This is a genomic window from Methylobacterium sp. BE186 (genome assembly GCF_031457035.1).
Classification (GTDB): domain Bacteria; phylum Pseudomonadota; class Alphaproteobacteria; order Rhizobiales; family Beijerinckiaceae; genus Methylobacterium; species Methylobacterium segetis.
In genome coordinates this window covers 109400-129080 of sequence record NZ_JAVDVV010000016.1, presented here as the reverse complement: position 1 = coordinate 129080, position 19681 = coordinate 109400, and the positions used below count along the sequence as shown (strand labels likewise).

At 69.9% G+C, this 19681-nt stretch carries 21 protein-coding genes and 1 tRNA gene; 7 read left to right on the top strand and 15 right to left on the bottom strand.

The features are described 5' to 3' along the window. From J2X36_RS17085 to J2X36_RS17065, 5 genes are all read right to left on the bottom strand, one after another. A partial coding sequence (locus tag J2X36_RS17085) for a hypothetical protein (protein ID WP_310351872.1) occupies nucleotides 1–281 on the bottom strand: 281 nt, incomplete at its 3' end. 9 nt (nucleotides 282–290) lie between these two features. Continuing rightward, nucleotides 291–1196 (bottom strand): hypothetical protein, encoded by a 906-nt coding sequence (locus J2X36_RS17080; protein ID WP_310351870.1) that lies wholly within the window; start codon nucleotides 1194–1196, stop codon nucleotides 291–293. Then, on the bottom strand, nucleotides 1196–1693 hold the full coding sequence (locus tag J2X36_RS17075) for a hypothetical protein (protein ID WP_310351868.1): 498 nt from the start codon (nucleotides 1691–1693) through the stop codon (nucleotides 1196–1198). The genes J2X36_RS17080 and J2X36_RS17075 overlap by 1 nt, the downstream gene beginning before the upstream one ends. 583 nt (nucleotides 1694–2276) lie before the next feature. Beyond that, a tRNA-Ser gene (locus J2X36_RS17070) sits at nucleotides 2277–2366 on the bottom strand. A gap of 130 nt (nucleotides 2367–2496) precedes the next feature. Continuing rightward, a complete protein-coding gene (locus tag J2X36_RS17065; RefSeq protein WP_310351866.1) occupies nucleotides 2497–2751 on the bottom strand; it encodes a hypothetical protein in 255 nt (84 codons plus the stop codon). Nucleotides 2752–2933: 182 nt separating this feature from the next. Between J2X36_RS17065 and J2X36_RS17060 the strand changes: the two genes are divergently transcribed. Next, nucleotides 2934–3188, top strand: coding sequence for a DUF6894 family protein (locus J2X36_RS17060; RefSeq protein WP_132249924.1), 255 nt, complete (start codon nucleotides 2934–2936; stop codon nucleotides 3186–3188). Nucleotides 3189–3699: 511 nt separating this feature from the next. On the opposite strand, the gene J2X36_RS17055 is transcribed toward J2X36_RS17060, so the two are convergent. Then, nucleotides 3700–3882, bottom strand: coding sequence for a hypothetical protein (locus J2X36_RS17055; protein WP_132249768.1), 183 nt, complete (start codon nucleotides 3880–3882; stop codon nucleotides 3700–3702). A 250-nt stretch (nucleotides 3883–4132) separates the two neighbouring features. Here J2X36_RS17055 and J2X36_RS17050 point away from each other — a divergent pair, with 250 nt between their 5' ends. From J2X36_RS17050 to J2X36_RS17040, 3 genes are all read left to right on the top strand, one after another. Beyond that, on the top strand, nucleotides 4133–5353 hold the full coding sequence (locus tag J2X36_RS17050) for an efflux RND transporter periplasmic adaptor subunit (RefSeq protein ID WP_310351861.1): 1221 nt from the start codon (nucleotides 4133–4135) through the stop codon (nucleotides 5351–5353). Nucleotides 5354–5368: 15 nt separating this feature from the next. Next, entirely contained in the window at nucleotides 5369–8509 is a 3141-nt protein-coding gene (locus tag J2X36_RS17045; protein WP_310351858.1) for an efflux RND transporter permease subunit, read from the top strand. Nucleotides 8510–8584: 75 nt separating this feature from the next. Beyond that, nucleotides 8585–9097: a DUF533 domain-containing protein gene (locus tag J2X36_RS17040; RefSeq protein ID WP_310351856.1), complete on the top strand. Its 513-nt coding sequence runs from the start codon at nucleotides 8585–8587 to the stop codon at nucleotides 9095–9097. A gap of 35 nt (nucleotides 9098–9132) precedes the next feature. Here J2X36_RS17040 and J2X36_RS17035 read toward each other — a convergent pair whose 3' ends face one another. From J2X36_RS17035 to J2X36_RS17010, 6 genes are all read right to left on the bottom strand, one after another. After that, nucleotides 9133–10314, bottom strand: a complete 1182-nt coding sequence (locus tag J2X36_RS17035) for a pyridoxal phosphate-dependent aminotransferase (protein ID WP_310351854.1) — start codon at nucleotides 10312–10314, stop codon at nucleotides 9133–9135. 77 nt (nucleotides 10315–10391) lie between these two features. After that, the gene (locus J2X36_RS17030; RefSeq protein ID WP_132249778.1) at nucleotides 10392–10586 is read right to left on the bottom strand and encodes a hypothetical protein; all 195 of its coding nucleotides are present in this window, start codon (nucleotides 10584–10586) and stop codon (nucleotides 10392–10394) included. Nucleotides 10587–10704: 118 nt separating this feature from the next. Beyond that, nucleotides 10705–10911: a Trm112 family protein gene (locus J2X36_RS17025; protein ID WP_132249780.1), complete on the bottom strand. Its 207-nt coding sequence runs from the start codon at nucleotides 10909–10911 to the stop codon at nucleotides 10705–10707. A 22-nt stretch (nucleotides 10912–10933) separates the two neighbouring features. Then, complete coding sequence (locus J2X36_RS17020; protein ID WP_132249782.1) at nucleotides 10934–11602, bottom strand: LON peptidase substrate-binding domain-containing protein; 669 nt, start codon at nucleotides 11600–11602, stop codon at nucleotides 10934–10936. 25 nt (nucleotides 11603–11627) lie between these two features. Next, entirely contained in the window at nucleotides 11628–12545 is a 918-nt protein-coding gene (trxA, locus tag J2X36_RS17015) for a thioredoxin (protein ID WP_132249784.1), read from the bottom strand. Between the two features lie 225 nt (nucleotides 12546–12770). Further along, entirely contained in the window at nucleotides 12771–13247 is a 477-nt protein-coding gene (locus J2X36_RS17010) for a hypothetical protein (protein ID WP_132249786.1), read from the bottom strand. Between the two features lie 146 nt (nucleotides 13248–13393). Between J2X36_RS17010 and J2X36_RS17005 the strand changes: the two genes are divergently transcribed. From J2X36_RS17005 to J2X36_RS16995, 3 genes are all read left to right on the top strand, one after another. Next, the gene (locus J2X36_RS17005) at nucleotides 13394–15292 is read left to right on the top strand and encodes a monovalent cation:proton antiporter-2 (CPA2) family protein (protein WP_310351847.1); all 1899 of its coding nucleotides are present in this window, start codon (nucleotides 13394–13396) and stop codon (nucleotides 15290–15292) included. Further along, on the top strand, nucleotides 15285–16748 hold the full coding sequence (locus J2X36_RS17000) for an MATE family efflux transporter (protein ID WP_310351844.1): 1464 nt from the start codon (nucleotides 15285–15287) through the stop codon (nucleotides 16746–16748). Before J2X36_RS17005 ends, J2X36_RS17000 begins: the two co-directional genes overlap by 8 nt. A 151-nt stretch (nucleotides 16749–16899) precedes the next feature. After that, complete coding sequence (locus J2X36_RS16995; RefSeq protein WP_310351842.1) at nucleotides 16900–17748, top strand: DUF937 domain-containing protein; 849 nt, start codon at nucleotides 16900–16902, stop codon at nucleotides 17746–17748. A gap of 12 nt (nucleotides 17749–17760) precedes the next feature. On the opposite strand, the gene J2X36_RS16990 is transcribed toward J2X36_RS16995, so the two are convergent. The 3 genes from J2X36_RS16990 to J2X36_RS16980 form a co-directional block, all read right to left on the bottom strand. Continuing rightward, nucleotides 17761–17991 carry a Flp family type IVb pilin gene (locus J2X36_RS16990; RefSeq protein ID WP_310351839.1) on the bottom strand — a complete coding sequence of 77 codons (231 nt, stop codon included), beginning with the start codon at nucleotides 17989–17991 and terminating at the stop codon, nucleotides 17761–17763. Nucleotides 17992–18219: 228 nt separating this feature from the next. Then, nucleotides 18220–18468, bottom strand: a complete 249-nt coding sequence (locus J2X36_RS16985; RefSeq protein WP_132249796.1) for a DUF3072 domain-containing protein — start codon at nucleotides 18466–18468, stop codon at nucleotides 18220–18222. 89 nt (nucleotides 18469–18557) lie between these two features. Next, on the bottom strand, nucleotides 18558–19445 hold the full coding sequence (locus J2X36_RS16980) for a branched-chain amino acid aminotransferase (RefSeq protein ID WP_310351834.1): 888 nt from the start codon (nucleotides 19443–19445) through the stop codon (nucleotides 18558–18560). Nucleotides 19446–19681 lie beyond the last annotated feature (236 nt).

The following is a 19681-nucleotide window of genomic DNA, read 5'->3' as shown; positions in this document are numbered from 1 at the left end:
CTGCCGCTGACCCCCTTGTTCCACCAGTCGCTCGCCGCGGTCGCTCGCTTTTGCTGGTCCGCCGTCAGGCCGTACTTCAGGATGCCGAGGCCCGTGTCCGCCTCGCCGGCCTCGAACGCCGCCTTCGCCGCGCCGGCATAGTCGCCGCTCTGCAGCGAGGTGCCGAGAGCCTGCGCCAGATCCCGCTTGCGCTGCTGCTCGGAGCCGAGTGCGAGGGTCCGCCCGATCTGCGAGAGGCCGCCGAGAAAGTCGATTGCCGGAAGTCCGAAGCCGCTCGACATGCTGCCCCCTTACTTGAACAGGTTGGTCAGCCAATTGGCGGCAGTGCCGCCAACCGTGCCCGTCGCGCCGTTCTGGCCGACCGGGCTCGCGAGCAGGTTGCCCACCCCGAGCAGGCCGCCGAGGAAGTTGGCGCTGGCTTGGTTCTGGCTCTGCGCCAAGGCGTTGTTGTTCGCCATGAGCGACGAACCGAGGCTCGTCTGCACGCCTGCGAGGCTCTGGCCCTGCTGCCCCAGCAAGCCGGCAGCCTGCCCGTAGATGTTGGCCTGCCCAGAGCCGAGGCCCGTGCCGAGAGCGCTGAGCGAACTGCCAAAAGCCTGCGACGCGCCGGCCTGCCCCGTGAGGCCCGCCGCCTGTCCCGCAAGCCCCGTCGCGTAGCTGTTCGCCGCGTTGCCGAGGTTCGTCGTGTACTGCTGGAACGACTGATCGGCGAGGCCTTGGCTGTACTTCAGGAGGTCGACAGTCGTGTTCCCGCCAGCGAGGTTGCCGCGAGACGCGGCAAGGCGCTGGATCGCGTCCAAACCCTGCTGCTGCTGGAACTCATAGCCGGGGCCGGCACGAAACGCCGAGGTGGCACGGGCTGAGCCCTCCGCGCCGTTCGCGCCCGCGGCGTCAAGGTAGGCGTTGTAGGCGTTACCGCCGCCCTGAACCATAGGGGCATACAGGCCCTGCAACTGGCCTAGGAAGCCCTGCGTCTGCCCGTACTGGCTGCCGAGGTCGGAGCGTGCGCGGTCGTAGCCCTGTCCAAGCGCCGTGATAGCGCTCGGGGCATTGGCATCCGTGAGCGCGTTGACGGCGTTCGTGTACCCGCCGTTGATCGCGTTGTTGGCCTGCGTGGAAGTCGCGCCGAGGACGGCAGCATTCTTCTTGGCAGCCCGCTCGGAGGCCGCCCCGGAAATCGCGTCGAAGAGGCCCATCAGTGCACCCGCCGGTTCGAAGGGGCAGGAGCGGAGGCGCCCTCCTGCTTGAGGAGAAGGGTCCGAGCCTCGTCGTGCGTGATGCCCCAGAGGGAGCAGTCCTCGCCGGGGCCGTAGAAATCGCGCTGCGTGCCCTCGTGACGGAGGCCGAGGCGACGGGCGAATTCCTGCATGCGCTGGTCAGTGCCGCGGATGCGAACTGTGATCCGGCGCAGACCGATCAGGTTGAACAGCCACCACGCGAGGCACTTGCGCACGTCGCGATGAAGCTGCCCGAGCGTCCCGACCGGGATCAGCTCGGCGTCGCCGGTCAGCGTGAAGTTGTGGGCGATGATGCAGAGCCCGCGGACGCGATCGGGCGGCACGAAGCTGACGAACCGGAAATCCGGGCTCGCAAAGTGCCCAACCGCCTGCAGGCACCAGGACTGCACGGCGACGGGGTCGCCCTCGAAGACAACGACCGTCTTGCCGTCCTCGACCGAGCGAGACGCGGCCATGCCCCGTTCGGCGAGTTCGCCTTGGGTCGGCACATACTCAATCATGCCGCAGCCCTCATCGAGGCCGGAGCCGAGGGCGGGCGCCCGTCAGGATCGGGAACGTGCGATGGCTTCTGTCCACGCGTGGAAAGCGCGGCGCTCAAGGTCCGACGCACGAACTCCGAGCGGCAGACCCCTGCCGCACGAGCGGCCTCGGTGAGGGCGAGCGGCAGATCCGGTTCAACACGGAGCAGTAGGTTCGACGACAGACGCATTCCCCGAGCCTCCAGAAGAGGCCTCCAGATTACGCCGCGATCGCCGTAAATACAAATAATATCAATATCTTAGCACAGAAGTCCGCCAAGGTGTGGTGCGGTTTGCAGACGTCGCAATCCCATCATCCGTCCTCGGACCTAGGACAAAAAAGTTCAATGCTCTGATCGAGGAAAGCGGATTTCGGGTCGAGTGCCGGGAAGGGACGACCTGCGACATAGCGTCCACAGGGGTTCGCCGAGATCCCATTCTACCGTTGGGGTAAATGTTGGGGTGGGCCGCTCGGCAACTTAAAAATCTGCAGTGTGAGCAGACACTTAATAGAGCGTAGTGGCGGAGGGAGCGGGATTCGAACCCGCGATACCGTTTCCGGTATACACACTTTCCAGGCGTGCGCCTTCAACCACTCGGCCACCCCTCCGGACCCGGCGCGGACAGACCCTGCGCGGGGCGCGGGCGGGCCGTTCGTGGCGGGTGGCGTGCTGTACTCGCCGCGCCCCGCCAGCGCAAGCCGGCAGCGCGCGCGGCGCGGCCGGAAATCGGGGCGCCTTTCAGAATTGCGGCGGCAGCAGCCTCATCGGCGAATCGGTCCGTGCCGCGCAGGAGCGCAGCATGTTGAGGCAGCGCTCGCGGTCCCGCGGGTCCCGGATGCGGGCCCAGAGGCCGAGCAGTTCGCCCGTATTCGCGTCCGCTTCGGCCCCGACGCAGGGGGGCAGGTTCATGCCCGGCTCGTCGAAGAAGTCTGAGACCGGAACGCCGAGGTGCTGCGCGATCTGTCGAAGGTGACTCTCCGTCGGCGTGCTCATCGCTGTCATCCAGCCCCCTGTCTCGTTCCCCGGCGCGCGCCGCCCCGGCCCCGCTCCGATCGGAAACCGGCCGATGACGCCGCGGGTGCCAGGCGGTAGCGTCGCGTACGGTGCGGGCGCCCGGGCCTAGAGGCCGGGACGCTCCCTTGCATCCCTTCGCCCAACCGACCGATGAGGCTCCGATGCCGCGCTATGCTTTCACCGTCATCATCGATACCGACGCGCCGGCGGAGCCGTATATCCGCAGCCTCGACGATGCGGATGCCGCCTGGGAGGCTGCGCGTGCGATGATCGTCGACCTGATGACGGCGAGCGCGGATCCGCGCCTCCTCTCGGCCATCATGGTCGTGACCGACGAGGCCGACGAGATCGTCTTCGAATTTCCGTTCTCGGAGGCGCTCAATCTGCCGGCGGGGGGAACCGGTCCTGTCCATTAGTCGGCTGCGTCGGAGGCTGGAAGCGGGCAGAGAAAAGGCCCGACGGCGATGCCGGCGGGCCCTGGCAGGGTCCACGCTCACGGGTTCAAGGGGTTCCTGACGGATCCCGGCGCCGGCCCCGCGACACGTTCCGGTCGCGGCGGGCGCCGTCTTCCCTCCCGAGAGCCACTATCCCTGTCGCAGATGGTCCGGCGGAGTGTCCTGCTCACCGTCAGCGGTGCGCGCCGTGCGGGAGCCAGAGGCGTGAGCTTGCATGGGCAACCTCCTTACATCTGCGAGTGAGCGGCGGTTCCCGGCAATTCCTGGGAGGAGCGGACCCGTCGCGCAAGGTCGATGGTAGGCCGGGCGTGCGGAAGCTGACAAGACCTTCTGAAGCTCGGCAGAAGTCTTTTTCTCACCCGCAAAGGACGGGTTCGAGACATGCGGACGGGCGCCCCGCCGCGCGGGCGCGCCCTGGCCTCACAAGGGGTTCAGGACCTCGCGAGACGGCCGAACGGCCGCCGCGAGCGGGTCAGGAGATCATGTCGAGCCTGGCCGTCTCGACCCCGCCCGAGCGAATCGAGTCGGGCAGTGCCGAATAGTCGCGATAGCCGGCCTCGCGGGCCATCGCGTCGAGAGCGGTCTGCTCGTCGTCGGCCGATCCCGTCCACAGGATCGCGCCGCTGGTCTTCTGTCGGATCTGGAAGATGCTCATCGAGCGCCTCGTTCGTCCCGGCCGGCACGGCCTGGATGTTGACGAATTGGTAACGAGTTTCGGCGTCTCTGGTTGCTTCGGACGGCGATCCGTGCCGCGCGCACGTGACGCCACACCGGCTCGAATCCTCGCCGGATGGTCGTGTATGATACGCGCCATCAAAACGCCGGCCTGAGCGGCGACAGACCGGCCGCGGCCCCGCATGCGGTGCCGAACGATTGATTCCGCCGTACCTGCACTGGGTGGTTCGATGCCCGCGCCGCGCCTTTTCCGGGTCCTTGCCCTGCTGGCTTCGACCCTCCCGCCGCTCGCCGCCGCACCGGCGCGAGCCGCGGACACGGCCGCCGTGCCGACCGCCGAGGCGCTGGCGCCCGCCGTCACTGTCGTGCCCGCCGAGAACCGCGAGATCGTCGAGCGGGCGATCGTCACCGGGACCCTGGTGCCGCGCGACGAGATCCTGGTCTCGCCCGAGATCGAGGGGCACCGCATCACCGAACTCCTCGTCGAGGAGGGTGACAGGGTTGCGAAGGGTCAGGTGCTGGCCCGCCTCTCCCGCGAGATGATCGAGACGCAGGAGGCCGCCAACCTCGCCGCCATCGCCCGGGCCGAGGCCGCGATCGTGCAGGCCCGCAGCCAGATCGTGCAGGCCGAGGCCGCTCAGACCGAGGCGCGCCAGGCCCTGGAGCGGGCTCAGACGCTGATCCGGACCGGCAACGCCACCGCCGTCACCGTGGAGCAGCGCGTCTCTACCGCCCAGGGCGCCGAGGGCAAGCTCGCGGCAGCCCGTGGCGGCCTGCAGGCGGCGGAGGCCGACCTCGCCACCGCCCGGGCGCAGGCCGCCGAGATCGCGCTCCGGCGCGCCCGCACCGAGATCCGGGCGCCGGAGGCCGGGATCGTGAACCGCCGCACCGCCCGCATCGGCGCCACCGCGACGGCGCTCGGCGAGCCCCTGTTCCGCCTGATCGCCCGCGGCGAGATCGAGCTCGAAGGCGAGGTGCCCGAGACCGTGATGCCGCGCCTGCATGTCGGCGACGCCGCCGCCCTCGATCTTGACGAGGGCCGGAAGCTCGCCGGCCGCGTCCGCCGGGTCTACCCGGAAGTCGACCGGATGACCCGCCTCGGCAAGGTCCGGATCTCGCTCAAGGACGACCCGGCCCTGCGCATCGGCGCCTTCGCCCGCGGCACCGTCGAGGTGGCGCGGCGGCGCGGCGTCTCCGTGCCGGTCTCCAGCCTGCTCTTCTCGACCGACGGGGGCGCCAGCGTTCTCGTCGTGCGGGACGGGCGCGTCGAGGCGCGGCCGGTCACGACCGGCCTCTCGGCCGAGGGCTTCACCGAGGTGCGCGGCGCGATCGCGGCGGGCGAGACGGTGGTGGCCCGCGCGGGCAGCTTCCTGCGCGACGGCGACCGGGTGCGCGCGGTCGCTCCGGAGGGGATGAAACCCCTCGCGGCGGCCGACGCTGCGCCCCGCTGAACGATCGGACGCGCCATGCGCCTCAACATCTCAGCCTGGGCGATCCGCAAGCCGCTGCCCTCGATCGTGCTGTTCATCGTGCTCGGCGTGCTCGGGCTCGTGAGCTTCCGCAGCCTGCCGATCACGCGGTTCCCGAACATCGACATCCCGATCGTCTCGGTGACGGTGACGCAGGCGGGCGCCGCGCCCTCCGAGCTTCAGACCCAGGTCACCAAGTGGGTCGAGGATTCGATCGCGGGCGTGAAGGGCGTCAAGCACATCCTCTCCACCATCACCGAGGGCTCCTCGGTCACGACGGTCGAGTTCCGGCTTGAGGTGAATACCGACCGCGCCGTCAACGACGTGAAGGACGCGATCTCCAAGATCCGCGTGAACCTGCCGCGCACCATCGACGAGCCGATCATCAACCGGGTCGAGATCGCCGGGCTCCCGATCATGATCTACGGCGCCTCGGCTCCCGCCATGACGCCCGAGGATTTGTCGTGGTTCGTCGATGACGTCGTGGCCCGCCAGATCCAGGGCGTGAAGGGCGTCGGCGGCGTGGAGCGGCTCGGCGGCGTCGCCCGCGAGGTGCGGGTCACCCTGAAGCCCGACCGCCTGCTCGCGCTCGGCATCACGGCCGCGGACGTGAACCGGCAATTGCGCCTGACCTCCGCCGACATGGCGGGCGGGCGCGGCGAGGTCGGCGGCCAGGAGCAGTCGATCCGCACGCTCGCCGCCTCGGCGAGCCTCGACACGCTGGCCGCCACGACGATCATCGTGCCGGGCAACCGCAAGGTCCGGCTGGATGAGCTCGCCACCCTGATCGACGGGGCGGAAGAGCCGCGCACCTTCGCCCGCTTCAACGGCGAGCCCGTGGTCGGTTTCGCGATCTCGCGGGCGAACGGGGCGAGCGACGCAGACGTCTCGGAGGCGGTCGCGCGCAGGATCGGCGACCTGCACAAGGCCCATCCCGGCGTGCGCTTCGACCTGATCGACACCTCTGTCACCAACACGATCGGCAATTACCACTCGGCCATGATGGGGCTGATCGAGGGCGCCGCGCTCGCGGTCGTCGTCGTCTTCCTGTTCCTGCGCGACTGGCGCGCCACGGTGATCGCCTCGATCGCCCTGCCGCTCTCGGTGCTGCCGACCTTCTGGGTGATGAGCGCGCTCGGTTTCTCGCTCAACGCCGTGAGCCTTCTGGCGATCACGCTGGTCACCGGCATCCTCGTCGACGACGCCATCGTCGAGATCGAGAACATCGTCCGCCACATCCGCATGGGCAAATCGCCCTACCGGGCGGCGCTGGAGGCCGCCGACGAGATCGGCCTGGCGGTGATCGCGATCACCGCGACGATCATCGCGATCTTCGCACCCGTCTCCTTCATGGGCGGCATCGCCGGCCAGTACTTCAAGCAGTTCGGCCTCACCATCGCGGCCGCCGTGTTCATGTCGCTCCTCGTCGCGCGCCTGATCACGCCGCTGCTCGCCGCCTACTTCCTGCGCGATCACGGCCATCCCGAGGAGCGGGACGGGCTTGTGATGCGCGCCTATACCCGCGCCGTCGCGTGGTCGGTGCGCCACAAGTACATCACGCTGGTGGCGGGCCTCGGGTGCTTTGCCGCCTCCATCATGTCCACGGGTCTGCTACCCGCCGGCTTCATCCCGGCCGAGGACGCCGCCCGAACCCTCTTCGTCGTGGAATTGCCTCCGGGCGCGCGGCTTTCCGACACCAGCCGGGTCACCGACAAGCTCGTCGAGCGGATCCGGGCGCTGCCCGAGGTCCGCAGCGTGTTCGTCGACGGCGGCCGCCAGCTGCCGGGCAAGAAGGAGGTCCGGCTCGCGAGCCTGACCATCAACCTGACACCGAAGAACGAGCGCCACCTCACGCAGAAGCAGGTCGACGTCGTCATCGGCGACATCCTCCGCCAGGAGCCCGACATCCGCTTCTGGGCTCTGCGGGAAGGCGGCCAGCGCGACCTCGCCCTCATCATCGCGGGCTCCGACAAGGCGGCGGTGGCCGACGTCGCCGCGCGCCTCCAGCGCGAGGCGGCCGGCGTGCCCCACCTCGTCAACGTGGTCTCGACGGCCCCGCTCGACCGCACCGAGATCCGCATCCGCCCGAAGCCGGGCGTGGCGGCCGATCTCGGCGTCTCGACGGACCTGATCGCCGAGACGGTGCGCGTCGGCACGATCGGCGACATCGGCGCGAACCTCGCCAAGTTCAACGCCAAGGACCGGCAGGTGCCGATCCGCGTGCAGCTCCCCGAGCGCCTGCGCGGCGATCTCGCCGAGCTCGCGACCCTGAAGGTCCCCGTGAAGGGCGGGGCCGCCGTGCCGCTCTCGACGGTGGCCGACCTCAGCCTCGGACAGGGCCCGACCGCGATCGACCGCTACGACCGGGCGGTGCGGGTGGCTCTGGAGGCCGACATGCGCGGCTCGGATGCCCTGGGTTCGCTCATCGAGAACGTGATGAACCTGCCGGCCGCCCGGAACCTGCCGCCCGGCGTAACCATCAGCCAGACGGGCGATGCCGAGATCATGGCCGAGGTGTTCGGCGGCTTCGCCATGGCGATGGGTGCGGGCATCATGATGGTGTTCGGCGTGCTGATCCTGCTCTTCGGCAGCTTCTTCCAGCCGGTCACGATCCTGTTCTCGCTGCCGCTCTCGATCGGTGGCGCGATCCTGGCGCTCCTCGTCTGCCACAAGCCGATCTCGATGCCGGTGGTGATCGGCATCCTCATGCTGATGGGCGTCGTGACGAAGAACGCGATCATGCTCGTCGATTTCGCCGTCGAGGAGATGGCCCGCGGCGTCGACCGGGCCACCGCCATCGTCGATGCGGGCCGCAAGCGCGCCCGGCCGATCGTGATGACGACGATCGCCATGGCCGCCGGCATGGTGCCCTCCGCGATGGCCTTCGGCATCGGCGGCGAGTTCCGGGCGCCGATGGCGATCGCGGTGATCGGCGGCCTGATCGTCTCGACGGGGCTCTCGCTGATCTTCGTGCCCGCCTTCTTCGTGCTGATGGACGACCTCTCGCGGCTGTTCGCGCGCCTCTTCGGGCGCTTCGTCGGCGAGCGGGACGACCCGGAGGATGCGGCCGCCTACGAGGCACCGGGCTTTGCCGCCAACGATCCCCGCCTCTACCCGCCGCGGGTCGCCGCAGAATAGCGGCCGGACTGAACCGGGACCGCCCTCCCGTCGTTGCCGGACCGATCCTTTGGTTGTGTTCGGAGAGGGCAAGTCATGGCTGACGCGAAGAGTCTGGTGGATGCGATCGTGCGCTCGCGCCGAGGTGGGCTCGCGGCGGGAGCGGCGCTCGGCGGCCTCGCCTTCGTCGCCGGCCTCGCCTACCGGGCCGTCCGCGGCGAGGCCGCGCCGGCGGAAACGGCGGCGCCCTTCGCCGACGTGAACGAAGACGAGGCTCGCCTGATGCTGCGGGCGATGGTGGCGGCCACCGTCGCCGACGGCATGGTCGATGCGGACGAGCGCCGCCGGCTCGACGCGGCGGTCGAGGCGGCGGGCGTCGCTCCGGATGGCCGCGCCTGGCTCGACAAGGAACTCGCCGACCCGGCCGATATCGACGAGATCGCCGACGGGGTGAACGATCCCGACGCGGCGGCCCGCATCTACACCGCCGCACGCCTCGCCATCGCGGCGGACACGCTGCAGGAGCGCCAGTTCCTGAAGATGCTGGCCGAGGCCCTCGACGTGGAGGAGGAGGCCGCGGGCCGGGTCGACCGGGAGCTTGCCGGATGAAGTGACGGGCGCCCGCTCGGGGAACGCCGCATCCTTCAGCCGCCGGCACGCTCGGACAGGAACGTCCCCATCCGGTCGAGCGCGCGCAGGATGTTCTCGGACGAGTTCGCGTAGGAGAGCCGGATGTAGCCCTCCCCGTGGACGCCGAAATCGGGACCGCCGATCGTGGCGACCCCCGCCTCCTCGAGAAGCGCCGAGGCGAGCTTCTTCGCCTTCCAGCCCGTCTTCCCGACATTCGGGAAGGCGTAGAAGGCTCCCTTCGGCGTGATGCAGGAGACGTTGGGCAGGGCGTTCAGCCCCTCGACCACCAGGGCCCGGCGCCGGTCGAACTCCGCGACCATCTCGGCCACGCAATCCTGCGAACCGTCGAGGGCCGCGACGCCCGCCCATTGCGTCGCCGCGTTCACGCAGGAATGGGCGTTCACGGCAAGCTTGCGGGCCGCATCGTAGAGGGGCTTCGGCCAGACCGACCAGCCGAGCCGCCAGCCCGTCATCGCGTAGGTCTTCGAGGCGCCATTGAGATAGATCAGGCGCTCGCGGATCTCGGGGTAGCGCAGCAGCGAGTGATGCGCCTCCCCGCCATACGTCATGGTGCCGTAGATCTCGTCCGAGAGGATCGCCAGGTCCGGATGGGCGGCAAGCCCCGCCACAAGCGCGTCGATCTCCGCCTTCGGCGTGACGCCGCCGGTCGGGTTGGCGGGCGAGTTGAGGATCAGAAGACGGGTGCGCTCCGTGACGAGGGAGAGCGTCTCCTCCGCCGAGAAGGCGAATCCGTTCGCCTCGCGGATCGGCACGGGCACGGGCGTCGCGCCGGTGAACTCGATCATCGAGCGGTAGATCGGGAATCCGGGATCCGGGTAGAGGATCTCGGCGCCGGGCTCGCCGAACATCAGGATCGCCATGAACATGGTGACCTTGCCGCCGGGCACGATCATCACGCTGTCGGGCGAGACCTCGACGCCGTGGCGCCGGTGCAGATCGCGGGAGACGGCCTCCCGCAGGGGCAGGATGCCGACGGCCGGCGTGTAGCCGTGATGCCCGTCGCGCAGTGCCTTGATGCCGGCCTCCACGATGTGGGCCGGTGTCGGCATGTCGGGCTGGCCGATGCCGAGATTGACGATGTCGCGCCCCTCGGCGGCGAGCTGGCCCGCACGGGCGAGGACCGCGAAGGCGTTCTCCTCACCGATGCGTCCGAAAGACGGAACGATCGTGACCATGGAGGCGCCTCCCGTCGATGTCGTCTCAGGCCGGACGACGATCGCCGTCCGGGCCATTCAAGATTCGTGCGCGCTCGTCAGCTGTTGGAGCGGTCGGCGAGCCGGCTCGCCGCGAACGAGAGCGCCGCGCCGATGATGCCGAGGATCACGAAGGTCTTGATCGAGGCGTAGATCAGCGCCGGCTCGATGCCCGTGTCGGTGTAGAGCACGAGGCCGATGGCCGCGATCGGCAGCAGCACGAGAATGAAGAGCGGCGTCAGGGGGCTGTTCATCGGTCACTCATGTCTTAAGGAGCCGCGGCGTCCTTACGAGGAAAAGGCGACCGTGCATAGCACCGCCAAGCCGCGGATGGACACCCCCGGCAAAGAATCCGCTCGCCGCCCCGAGGGCTCACTCGGTAAGGGGCCGCGCTTCCTCCGGCAGCATGATCGGGATGCCGTCGCGGATCGGGTAGGCGAGCTTGGCTGAGCGGCTGATCAGCTCCTGGCGGGCGCTGTCGTATTCGAGGGTGCCCTTGGTCAGCGGGCAGACCAGGATCTCGAGGAGCTTCGGGTCGACCCGGGTTGCCTCGACGGGGGGTGAAAAATCGTCGGCCATGAATGCGTGTCTCGCCAAAAGCTCACTGCAGGGTCGGCTCGGAGCCCGAGCCGCGCACCAACTCCATTTCGGTCACCGCGATCAAGACCTCGGCCCGCGTCTTCAGGTCGGGAGCCTCCAGCATCGCCTGCTTCTCGCGCACCCCGAAGGGGCTCATCATGCAGAGTGCGTTGACGAGGGCCTCGTTCGGCGCCTCGTCGATGCCGGCCCAATCGACCTTCAGGTCGTTCGAATCCACGAAATCGCGCAAAGCCTTGAGCACGCCTTCGCGGTCCACGGCGTCCTCGCCGGCGCGCGCCTCGAAATCCAGGCCGAAATCGTCGTAGGACACGTGGCAGCGCCGGTAGGCCGTCGTGGTGGCGAGTTCGCTCTCGACCCGGAAGCGGCTGATTCCCGTGAGCGAGATCAGGTAGCGGCCGTCCCCGGTCTCGGCGAACTGCGTCACCCGGCCCGCGCAGCCGACCCGGTAGAGCCGGGGCGCCATCGGCGAGCCGCCGCCTTCCGCATCCGGCTGGATCATGCCGATGATCCGGTCGGTGCGCAGCGCGTCGTCCACCATGGCGAGATAGCGCGGCTCGAAGATGTTGAGGGGCATCTGCCCCCGCGGCAGCAGCAGGGCGCCGGGGAGGGGAAAGACCGGGATCACGGCGGGACAATCCGCCGGCCCCTTGAAGCCCGCATGCGTGCTCATGGCACCTCCCCCGCCCCGCCGGGCATCAGGCGAACAGCAGCGTCGAGAGCTTGCGACGTCCGCGGATCGTGTCCGGGTCCATCAACCCCCACGCCTCGAAGAACTGGAGGAGTTGCTTGCGCGCACCGCCCTCGCTCCATTCCCGATCCCGCCGGTGGATCTCGATCAGGTGGTCGACTGCCTGCGCCCGCTCACCCCGGGCGTTGAGGCCGAGGGCGAGGTCGAAGCGGGCCTGATGGTCGTCCGGGTTCGCCTCGACCTGCCGCTGCAGGCCGGCGAGATCGCCGAGGGAGGCGGCCTGCTCGGCGAGCTCGATCGCGGCCCGGATGCCGGCGAGCGCGGGATCGTTCGCCTTGGCTTCCGGAACCATGGCGAGGACCTGCTTGGCGTTCTCCAGTTCACCCGCGTCGAGCTGAATCTTGGCGAGGCCCGCCAGCGCAGCGACGTTGTCGGGTTCCTGGCCGAGCACGGCCGCGTAGAGTTCAGAAGCCCCCGCGAGATCGCCCTCCGCGATCGCCGCCTCGGCCTCCGTCATCAGCTCCTCGATCTGCGTCGGGCCGGACGGGCCGGCGAGGCGCTCGATGAAGGTCTTGATCTGGCTCTCCGGCACCGCGCCCATGAAGCCGTCCACGGGCTGGCCGCGCTGGAAGGCGATGACGGCCGGGATCGACTGGATGCCGAGCTGACCCGCGATCGAGGGGTGCTCGTCGATGTTCATCTTGGCGAGCACGACCTTGCCGCCCGCGGCCGTCACGGCCTTTTCCAGCACGGGCGTCAGCTGCTTGCAGGGGCCGCACCAGGGGGCCCAGAAATCGACGAGAACCGGCCGGTTCATCGACTCGGCGATGACGTCCTGGCGGAAGCTCGCGGTGGTCGTGTCCCGGATCAGGTCGGCGGTTCCGGCACCCGCGGGGGCGCCGGTCACGGGAGCGTCGTTCAACATCTTGTCCTCGCGGCAACGGCCGATGGTGGAGGCGGGCTGACCGCGCGATCCCGGCTCGATCGCGCCCGAGGCGACTCTGCGTCGTGAGATCGCTCTGTCGTCACGCGGATCGCGGGCATCCCGCTTCCAACACTCTGTAGGAGAAAACGCGAGGCTTTACATGGGGTCGGCCGGGGTCCGCGACCACCCCGGGCGACCCAAAGAAACAGCCGCGCTCGGCCCCCCTCAAGGCTTCTGAGCGCTCTCGGCGGGCTTGGCATCCGTGACGAAGGTGCCGGCATAGTCCTTGCCGCCCGCGCTCGCCTCGCAGGTGATCGCGGTCTTGCCGGCGCCCGGCGTGGAGAAGCGGCAGGACCCGACCGCCGGCGTGGGCGTCTGGACGACGCCCTCCGGCCCGGATCTGCCGGGGCTGACGAGGTTGATCGGCTGGAGCGGATCGCTCTCCTCCGTGCGCTCCTGCTGGGCGCCCGTGCCACTGAAGGTCAGGCTCTGGCCCTCGCTCGACGCGAAGCCGAAGCTCGTCCGGCTGCGCGCCACGGTGTTCATCAGCGTGCCGCGGCAGGAGGCGCTGAGGTCCTGCCCGCCGATCACGAGGCGCTCGCAGGTACCCGTGAGGGTCAGGGCGGTCTGTGCGGCCGCGGGCGGTGCCGCGAGCGGGCAGAGGGCGGTGAGGAGGGCGAGGAGAGGAAGGCGGATCGTCATGGTGCGCACATCTATGTCCCGCCCGGAGCGACGTCGAGGGCCGCGCGGCGTGAGGAAACTCACGCGCGCAAGCTCGCCCCGGCGGGCGGCCCGGTCTAAGAACGGGTTCCGCTGACGCCTCCCACGAAGGACGACCGACCGGCCCCATGGCGAGCCCGACGGAACATGCGAGCTTCCTGCCGCCGGTCCTGACCTTTCTGTCGGCCGCGGTGATCGGCGTGCCGATTTTCCGCCTCATCGGCCAGAGCGCGGTGCTCGGCTACCTCGTGGCGGGCGTCCTGATCGGACCGTTCGGCTTCTCGCTGATCGCCGAGCCCGAGACGGCGGCGAGCGTCGCCGAGATCGGGGTGGTGCTGCTCCTGTTCATCGTGGGGCTGGAATTGCACCTGTCCCAACTCGTCTCGATGCGGCGGGACATCTTCGGCCTCGGCACGGCGCAGCTCCTCGTCTGCGCGACGGCGCTCGGGGGAGCCGCCCTCCTGTTCGGACTGACGCCGGCGGCCGCGACCGTGGTCGGGATCGCACTGGCGCTCTCGGCGACGGCCGTCGCGCTGCAGCTCCTCGAGGAGCGCGGCGACCTCGGTACGCCCTATGGCGGGCGGGCCTTCGCGGTGCTCCTGTTCCAGGATCTCTCGGTGGTGGCGATCCTCGCCCTGATGCCGCTCCTCGCCTCGGCGGGCGGAGGCGGGGGCGAGGGCGTCTGGTTCGGCGAAGCGGTCCAGTCGACGGGCAAGGCGCTCGCCGCGATCCTCGCCGTGGTCCTGGTCGGGCGCTACGGCCTCAACCCGTTCTTCCGCCTGCTCGCGGCGAGCGGCGCCCGCGAGGTGATGACGGCGGCGGCCCTGCTCGTGGTGCTCGGCACCGCGCTCCTGATGCAGGAGGTCGGGCTCTCGATGGCGATGGGCGCGTTCCTCGCCGGCATCCTGCTCGCCGAATCGAACTTCCGCCACCAGCTCGAGGCCGACATCGAGCCCTTCCGCGGCATGCTGCTCGGCCTGTTCTTCATGAGCGTCGGCATGTCGATCGACGGCGGCCTCGTGAAGAGCCTCTGGCCGATCCTGTTCGGGGCGACCGCGGGCGCGATCCTGCTCAAGGTCGCGCTGGTGGCCGGCCTCTTCCGCCTGTTCGGCTCGCCCTGGCTCGACGCGGTCCGGGGGGCCGCCATCCTGGCGCCGGCCGGCGAGTTCGCCTTCGTGCTGCTGCCCGTGGCGGGGGTGCTCGGCCTGATCGACGCCAACGCCACCCGCTTCGCCGTGGCGCTCGCCGCGCTCACCATGCTGATCGGGCCCGTGGCGGCCAAGGGCCTCGACGCGGCACTCGCCCGGCGACCGAAGGTTGCCGAGGAGCAGGCCCTCGACGTCGTCGAGAGCACGGAGGCGCGCGTGCTCCTCATCGGCTTCGGCCGCTTCGGGCAGATCCTGACCCAGGTGCTCCTGGCGGAGGGGGTCGGCGTCACCGTCATCGACAAGGACGTGGAGCAGATCCGCTCCGCCTCGCGCTTCGGCTTCCGGATCTACTACGGCGACGGCACGCGCCTCGACGTGCTGCGGGCGGCCGGCATCGGACGGGCCGAGATCGTCTGCATCTGCATCGACGATCAGGACGCCGCGCTGAAGATCGTCGACATCGTGCACGAGGAGTTCGAGAGCGTGCGCACCTACGTGCGGGCCTACGACCGGACGCACGCCGTCGAACTGATGAACCGCGACGTCGACTTCCAGCTGCGCGAGACCTCGGAATCCGCCCTCGCCTTCGGCCGCGCGACGCTTGAAGCGCTCGGCCTCTCGGCGGAGGCGGCGGCGCGGCGCACCGACGACGTCCGCAAGCGCGACGTCGCCCGCCTCGTCCTGCAGCAGGCGGGCGCCCTGCCGGACGGGTCCGGCTGGATGCGCAGCCTCACGGGCGAGTTGAAGCCCGAGCCGCTCACCGCACCGCAGCGGCCCGCCCGCGCGCTCAACGCCGAGACCCGCGACATCATCGGCCACGAACGCCGCGAGGCGGCCAACCGGGCGCTCGAGACCCAGGACGGCCGCCCGGATGCGTGAGGAACCGGTCCGGCGCGGCGAGGAAACGGCGCCGCGCGAGGGCGCGCGCTTCGTCGAGGGCTCGATCCTGCGCCACGTGATCGTGATGAGCGGCACCGGCTCGATCGGCCTGATGGCGATCTTCGTCGTCGACCTGCTCTCGCTCCTCTACGTCTCGAAGCTCGGCGACCCGCGACTCACCGCGGCGGTGGGCTTCGCCACCATTGTCCAGTTCTTCGCGGTCTCGATCAATATCGGCCTGATGATCGCGGCCGGCGCCCTCGTCTCGCGGGCGATCGGGGCGGGCGACGACGGGCTCGCCCGACGGCTCGCCACCTCGGCGACCCTGCACGGGCTCGTCGTGTCGGTCGCCCTCGTTCTGGTGATGCTGCCACTGCTGGGGCCGCTGCTGCGCGTCATCGGAGCCGACGCCGAGACCCTGCCGATCGCCGAGCGCTTCCTCTGGATCGCCCTGCCCTCGAACGTGCTGATGGCGCCCGGCCTGATGTTCTCAGGGCTCCTGCGCGCGGTCGGCGCCGCGCGCCAGGCCATGTACGTCACCCTCGGCGGCGGCCTCGTCACGGCGGGGCTCGACCCGCTCCTCATCTTCGGGGCCGGGCTCGGCGTCGACGGGGCGGCGCTCGCGACCTGCGCGGCGCGCGCCACCTTCGCGCTGATCGGCTGGTGGGGCGTGCGGGATCACCGTCTGCTGACCCGGCCGCGCCTCTCCGATGTGATCTCCGACGCGACCCTCATGCTGAAGATCGCGATCCCCGCCGTGCTCACCAACCTCGCGCCCTCCGTCGCCAGCGCCTTCGTCGCCCACGCGCTCGCCGGCTTCGGGCCGGAGGCGATCGCCGGCAACGCGGTGATCGACCGGCTCACGCCCGTCGCCTTCGGCGGCCTCTTCGCGATGTCGGGCTCGATCGGCCCGATCCTCGGCCAGAACTGGGGCGCCGGCCGGTTCGACCGCATGCGCGGCGTGCTGCGCACCGGCGCCTGCGTCACGGCCGTCTACGTCCTCGTGGTCTGGGCGGCGCTCGTGGCCGCCTGCGGGCCGCTCTCCGCGCTGTTCGAGCTGCACGGCGGCGCGGGCGACCTCTTCGCCTTCTTCTGCCGCGTGAGCGGCGCCGTCTGGTTCTTCAACGGCCTCCTGTTCCTGTCGAACGCCTCCTTCAACAATCTCGGCTTCCCCTTCCTCTCGACGGGCCTCAACTGGGGTCGGGCGACGCTCGGTACGATGCCGCCCGCTCTCGCGGGCGCGGCGCTCTACGGACCGCCGGGCGTCATCGCAGGGGTGGGGCTCGGCTCGCTCCTGTTCGGCGGCCTCGGCATCGTGCTCGCTTTCCGCACCGTCACGCGGCTGGAGCGCCGCGCCCGGTCGCTTCGCTCCGCGATCCCGCCGCCGGCTGAGGCCCTGCTCACGGCCGAGGCCACGCTCGCCGCCGGCCCTGCGCACGGGAGCGCGCCGGTCTGAGCAGGCTGGCCCATCCACGGCCGAATCCGGGACCGGACCGGCAAAAGGCCGCGGACGCTGGTCAGCCGGCAGCGGATGGGACACACTTCCACGCTGGTACGCGTATGCTGGCCGGGCTCGGCCGCGACGCCCGTTCATGAGGCCACAGGCCATGTTCAATCCGATCGACATGCTCCAGGGCCAGAGCGCCGGGATGCAGGGCCTCGCCCAGCAGTTCGGCCTGACGACGGACCAGACCCGCCGCGCCATGGAGGCCCTGCTTCCGGCCTTCACCATCGGCCTTCAACGCAATGCCTCGAGCGACCCGACGGGCTTCGGGCAGCTCTTCGGATTCCCCCTGCAGGGGGCGAAGCCGCCGGCCACGCAGGCGCCCGAGCTGATGCTCGGGCAGCTCTTCGGCTCTCCGATGCTCGCCCAGGCGGTGGTGCAGCAGGCGTCCGCCGCGAGCGGCGTGGGCTCGCAGGTGGTACGCCAGATGCTGCCGCTGATGGCGGGCATGGTGGTGGCGAGCATCGTGCACATGATGCTCAATCAAACTCCGCCGGCCCCGCAGCCGGCCGCCAAGCCCGAGGCGGAGGGCAGCAATCCCTACCTCATGGCCAATAGCTTCTGGGGGGACATGCTGCGGGCCTTCGCCCCGCCGCAGAACCCGCAGGCCGCGCCGGTCGCGCCCCAGCCCCCGAGCCCGCCGCCGGTGGAGAAGGCTTCGCCGGAGGCTCAGCCCTTGGACATGTTCAACAAGATGCTCCAGACCGGCGCCGAGGTGCAGGAGCAGAACGTCAAGGCGATGCAGGACATCTTCGACGCCTTCTGGTCCGATCCGAAGGGCGGCGCGAAGGAGGAGGCGGGGCAGCCTCCCATACCGGCGGCGAAGCCGCCGTCCCGGGCGCCGAGATCCGGCTCGGGCGGCTCTGCGGGCAGAACATCGCCGAGCCGGCCGGCCGCGGCCAAGGAGGCGACGAAGACGGCCCGCAAACCCGGCAAGCCGACGCCGCGCTGAGGCCGAGGACCCTCAGTTCAGGTTCGACCCGATCGTCGTTCCGATCCGGTCGTAGACGCCGTTCAACTTCGATCCGTACAGCCTGATCGCCCCCGCCGCGACGGCGAAGATCAAGGCGCCGATCATCGCGTACTCGATAGCCGTGGCCCCGCTTCGGTCGCACCCGAGCGCGAAGAGGAGAGCAGTGAGGCGACGCGCGCGGCCGGAGGCCGTGGCCTCCTCCTGTACGACCGGCTTCGCCATCGACCCTGCCCCCGGCCGCAACCCGCGGCGCAAGGGAGTGTAGCGGCCGTCTCTTGCAGATACTTTAAGCGGATCGTCGAGAGAAAACTGTGCGCGTCGAGGAAACGACAATCCTCTCCCGCCCGAAGGAAAGTCCAGCCCCGCCGACCGACGGACAAGCCGCGCTTCCGGAGACAGCGGCGATCCGCGGCCGTGAGGGGGGCAAGGCGCCTCCCGGCCGGCGCTGCGTCACCCGTCCCGCCCGGCGTCCTTCCGGAGCGCGTCGATCCGCTTCGAGGCCTCGGCCTTGTCGAGATCCGGATCGAATGCCTCCGGCTCCTTCGCCTCCTCGGAGAGGGTCTTGAGGTAAGAGGCCTGCGCGCCGGTCATCGGCTCGCCGCCGGTGGTCCACTGGTCCGGATCCTTGATCTGATTGGAAACGTCCTTCGGGTCGGTCTTCGGGTTGGTCGGACCGGCCTTCGCCTGCGCCTTGGTCATGACAGAACCTTTCGTTCTTGAAATGTTCTGCTCAACGCGAGGATGCTGGACGGGTTCCGGCGAGCATCCCTCGCCGGAACCCTGCGGCCTCAGGCCGCGTGCGCCTTCGGCTGCACCTCGGCGAGGTAGTCGTCCATCAGAGTCTTCGTCATCGCACCCGGCGTGAACCGGTAGGGGCCGACCTCCGCGACCGGCGTGACCTCGGCGGCCGAGCCCGTGATGAAGCACTCGGAGAAGCCCTCCATCTCCTCGGGCCGGATGCGACGCTCCACCACCTCGAAGCCGCGGCGGCGAGCGAGATCGATCACGGTCTGGCGGGTGAGCCCGTTCAGGAAGCGGTCCGCCTTCGGCGTGTGGATCACCCCGTCACGGATGAAGAAGACGTTCGCACCGGTGCACTCGGCGACGTTGTCCTCCCAGTCGAGCATAAGGGCGTCGGCATAGCCCTTGTTCTCGGCCCGGTGCTTCGAGATCGTGCAGATCATGTACAAACCCGCCGCCTTCGAGGTCGACGGCGCCGTGCGCGGGTCCGGCCGGCGGTAATCCGCGATGTCGAGGCGGATGCCCTTCATCTTGGTGGCCGGGTCGAAGTAGCTCGGCCATTCCCAGGCCGCGATGGCGAGGTGGATCGTGTTCTGCTGGGCGGCCACGCCCATCATCTCGGAGCCGCGCCAGGCGACCGGCCGCAGGTAGGCGTCGCTCAGGCCGCTCGTCTTGAGCACGAGCTCCTTCGCCGCCTCGATCTCGGCGACGCTGTAGGGCATCTCGAAATCGAGGAGCTGGGCCGAGCGGCGCAGGCGCTCCGAATGCTCCAGGCTCTTGAAGATGCGCCCGCCATAGGCCCGCTCCCCCTCGAACACGGCCGATCCGTAGTGGAGACCGTGGGTGAGTACGTGGATCTTGGCCTCCCGCCACGGCACCATGGCGCCATCGAACCAGATGGTGCCCTCGCGCTCGTCGAACGGGATCACGGACATGGCGGGTACTTCCTTCTCGCGCGGCCGAATCCGCTTCGTGCCGCGGGATCGATCGGATCAGGCTTGATGGCCGGCAGGCGGGCGCCCGGGGGCGAGCCTGTCTTGCCGGAAGGCTTGACGGGTATCAACCGGGCTGAGATATGTCAACAACACTGACTTATATCGGGATCGATGCCGACGTGACACGCCCCATGACGAGGCAAGAGGCGGATCGGGCGGGAGCTGCCGAGGCTCCG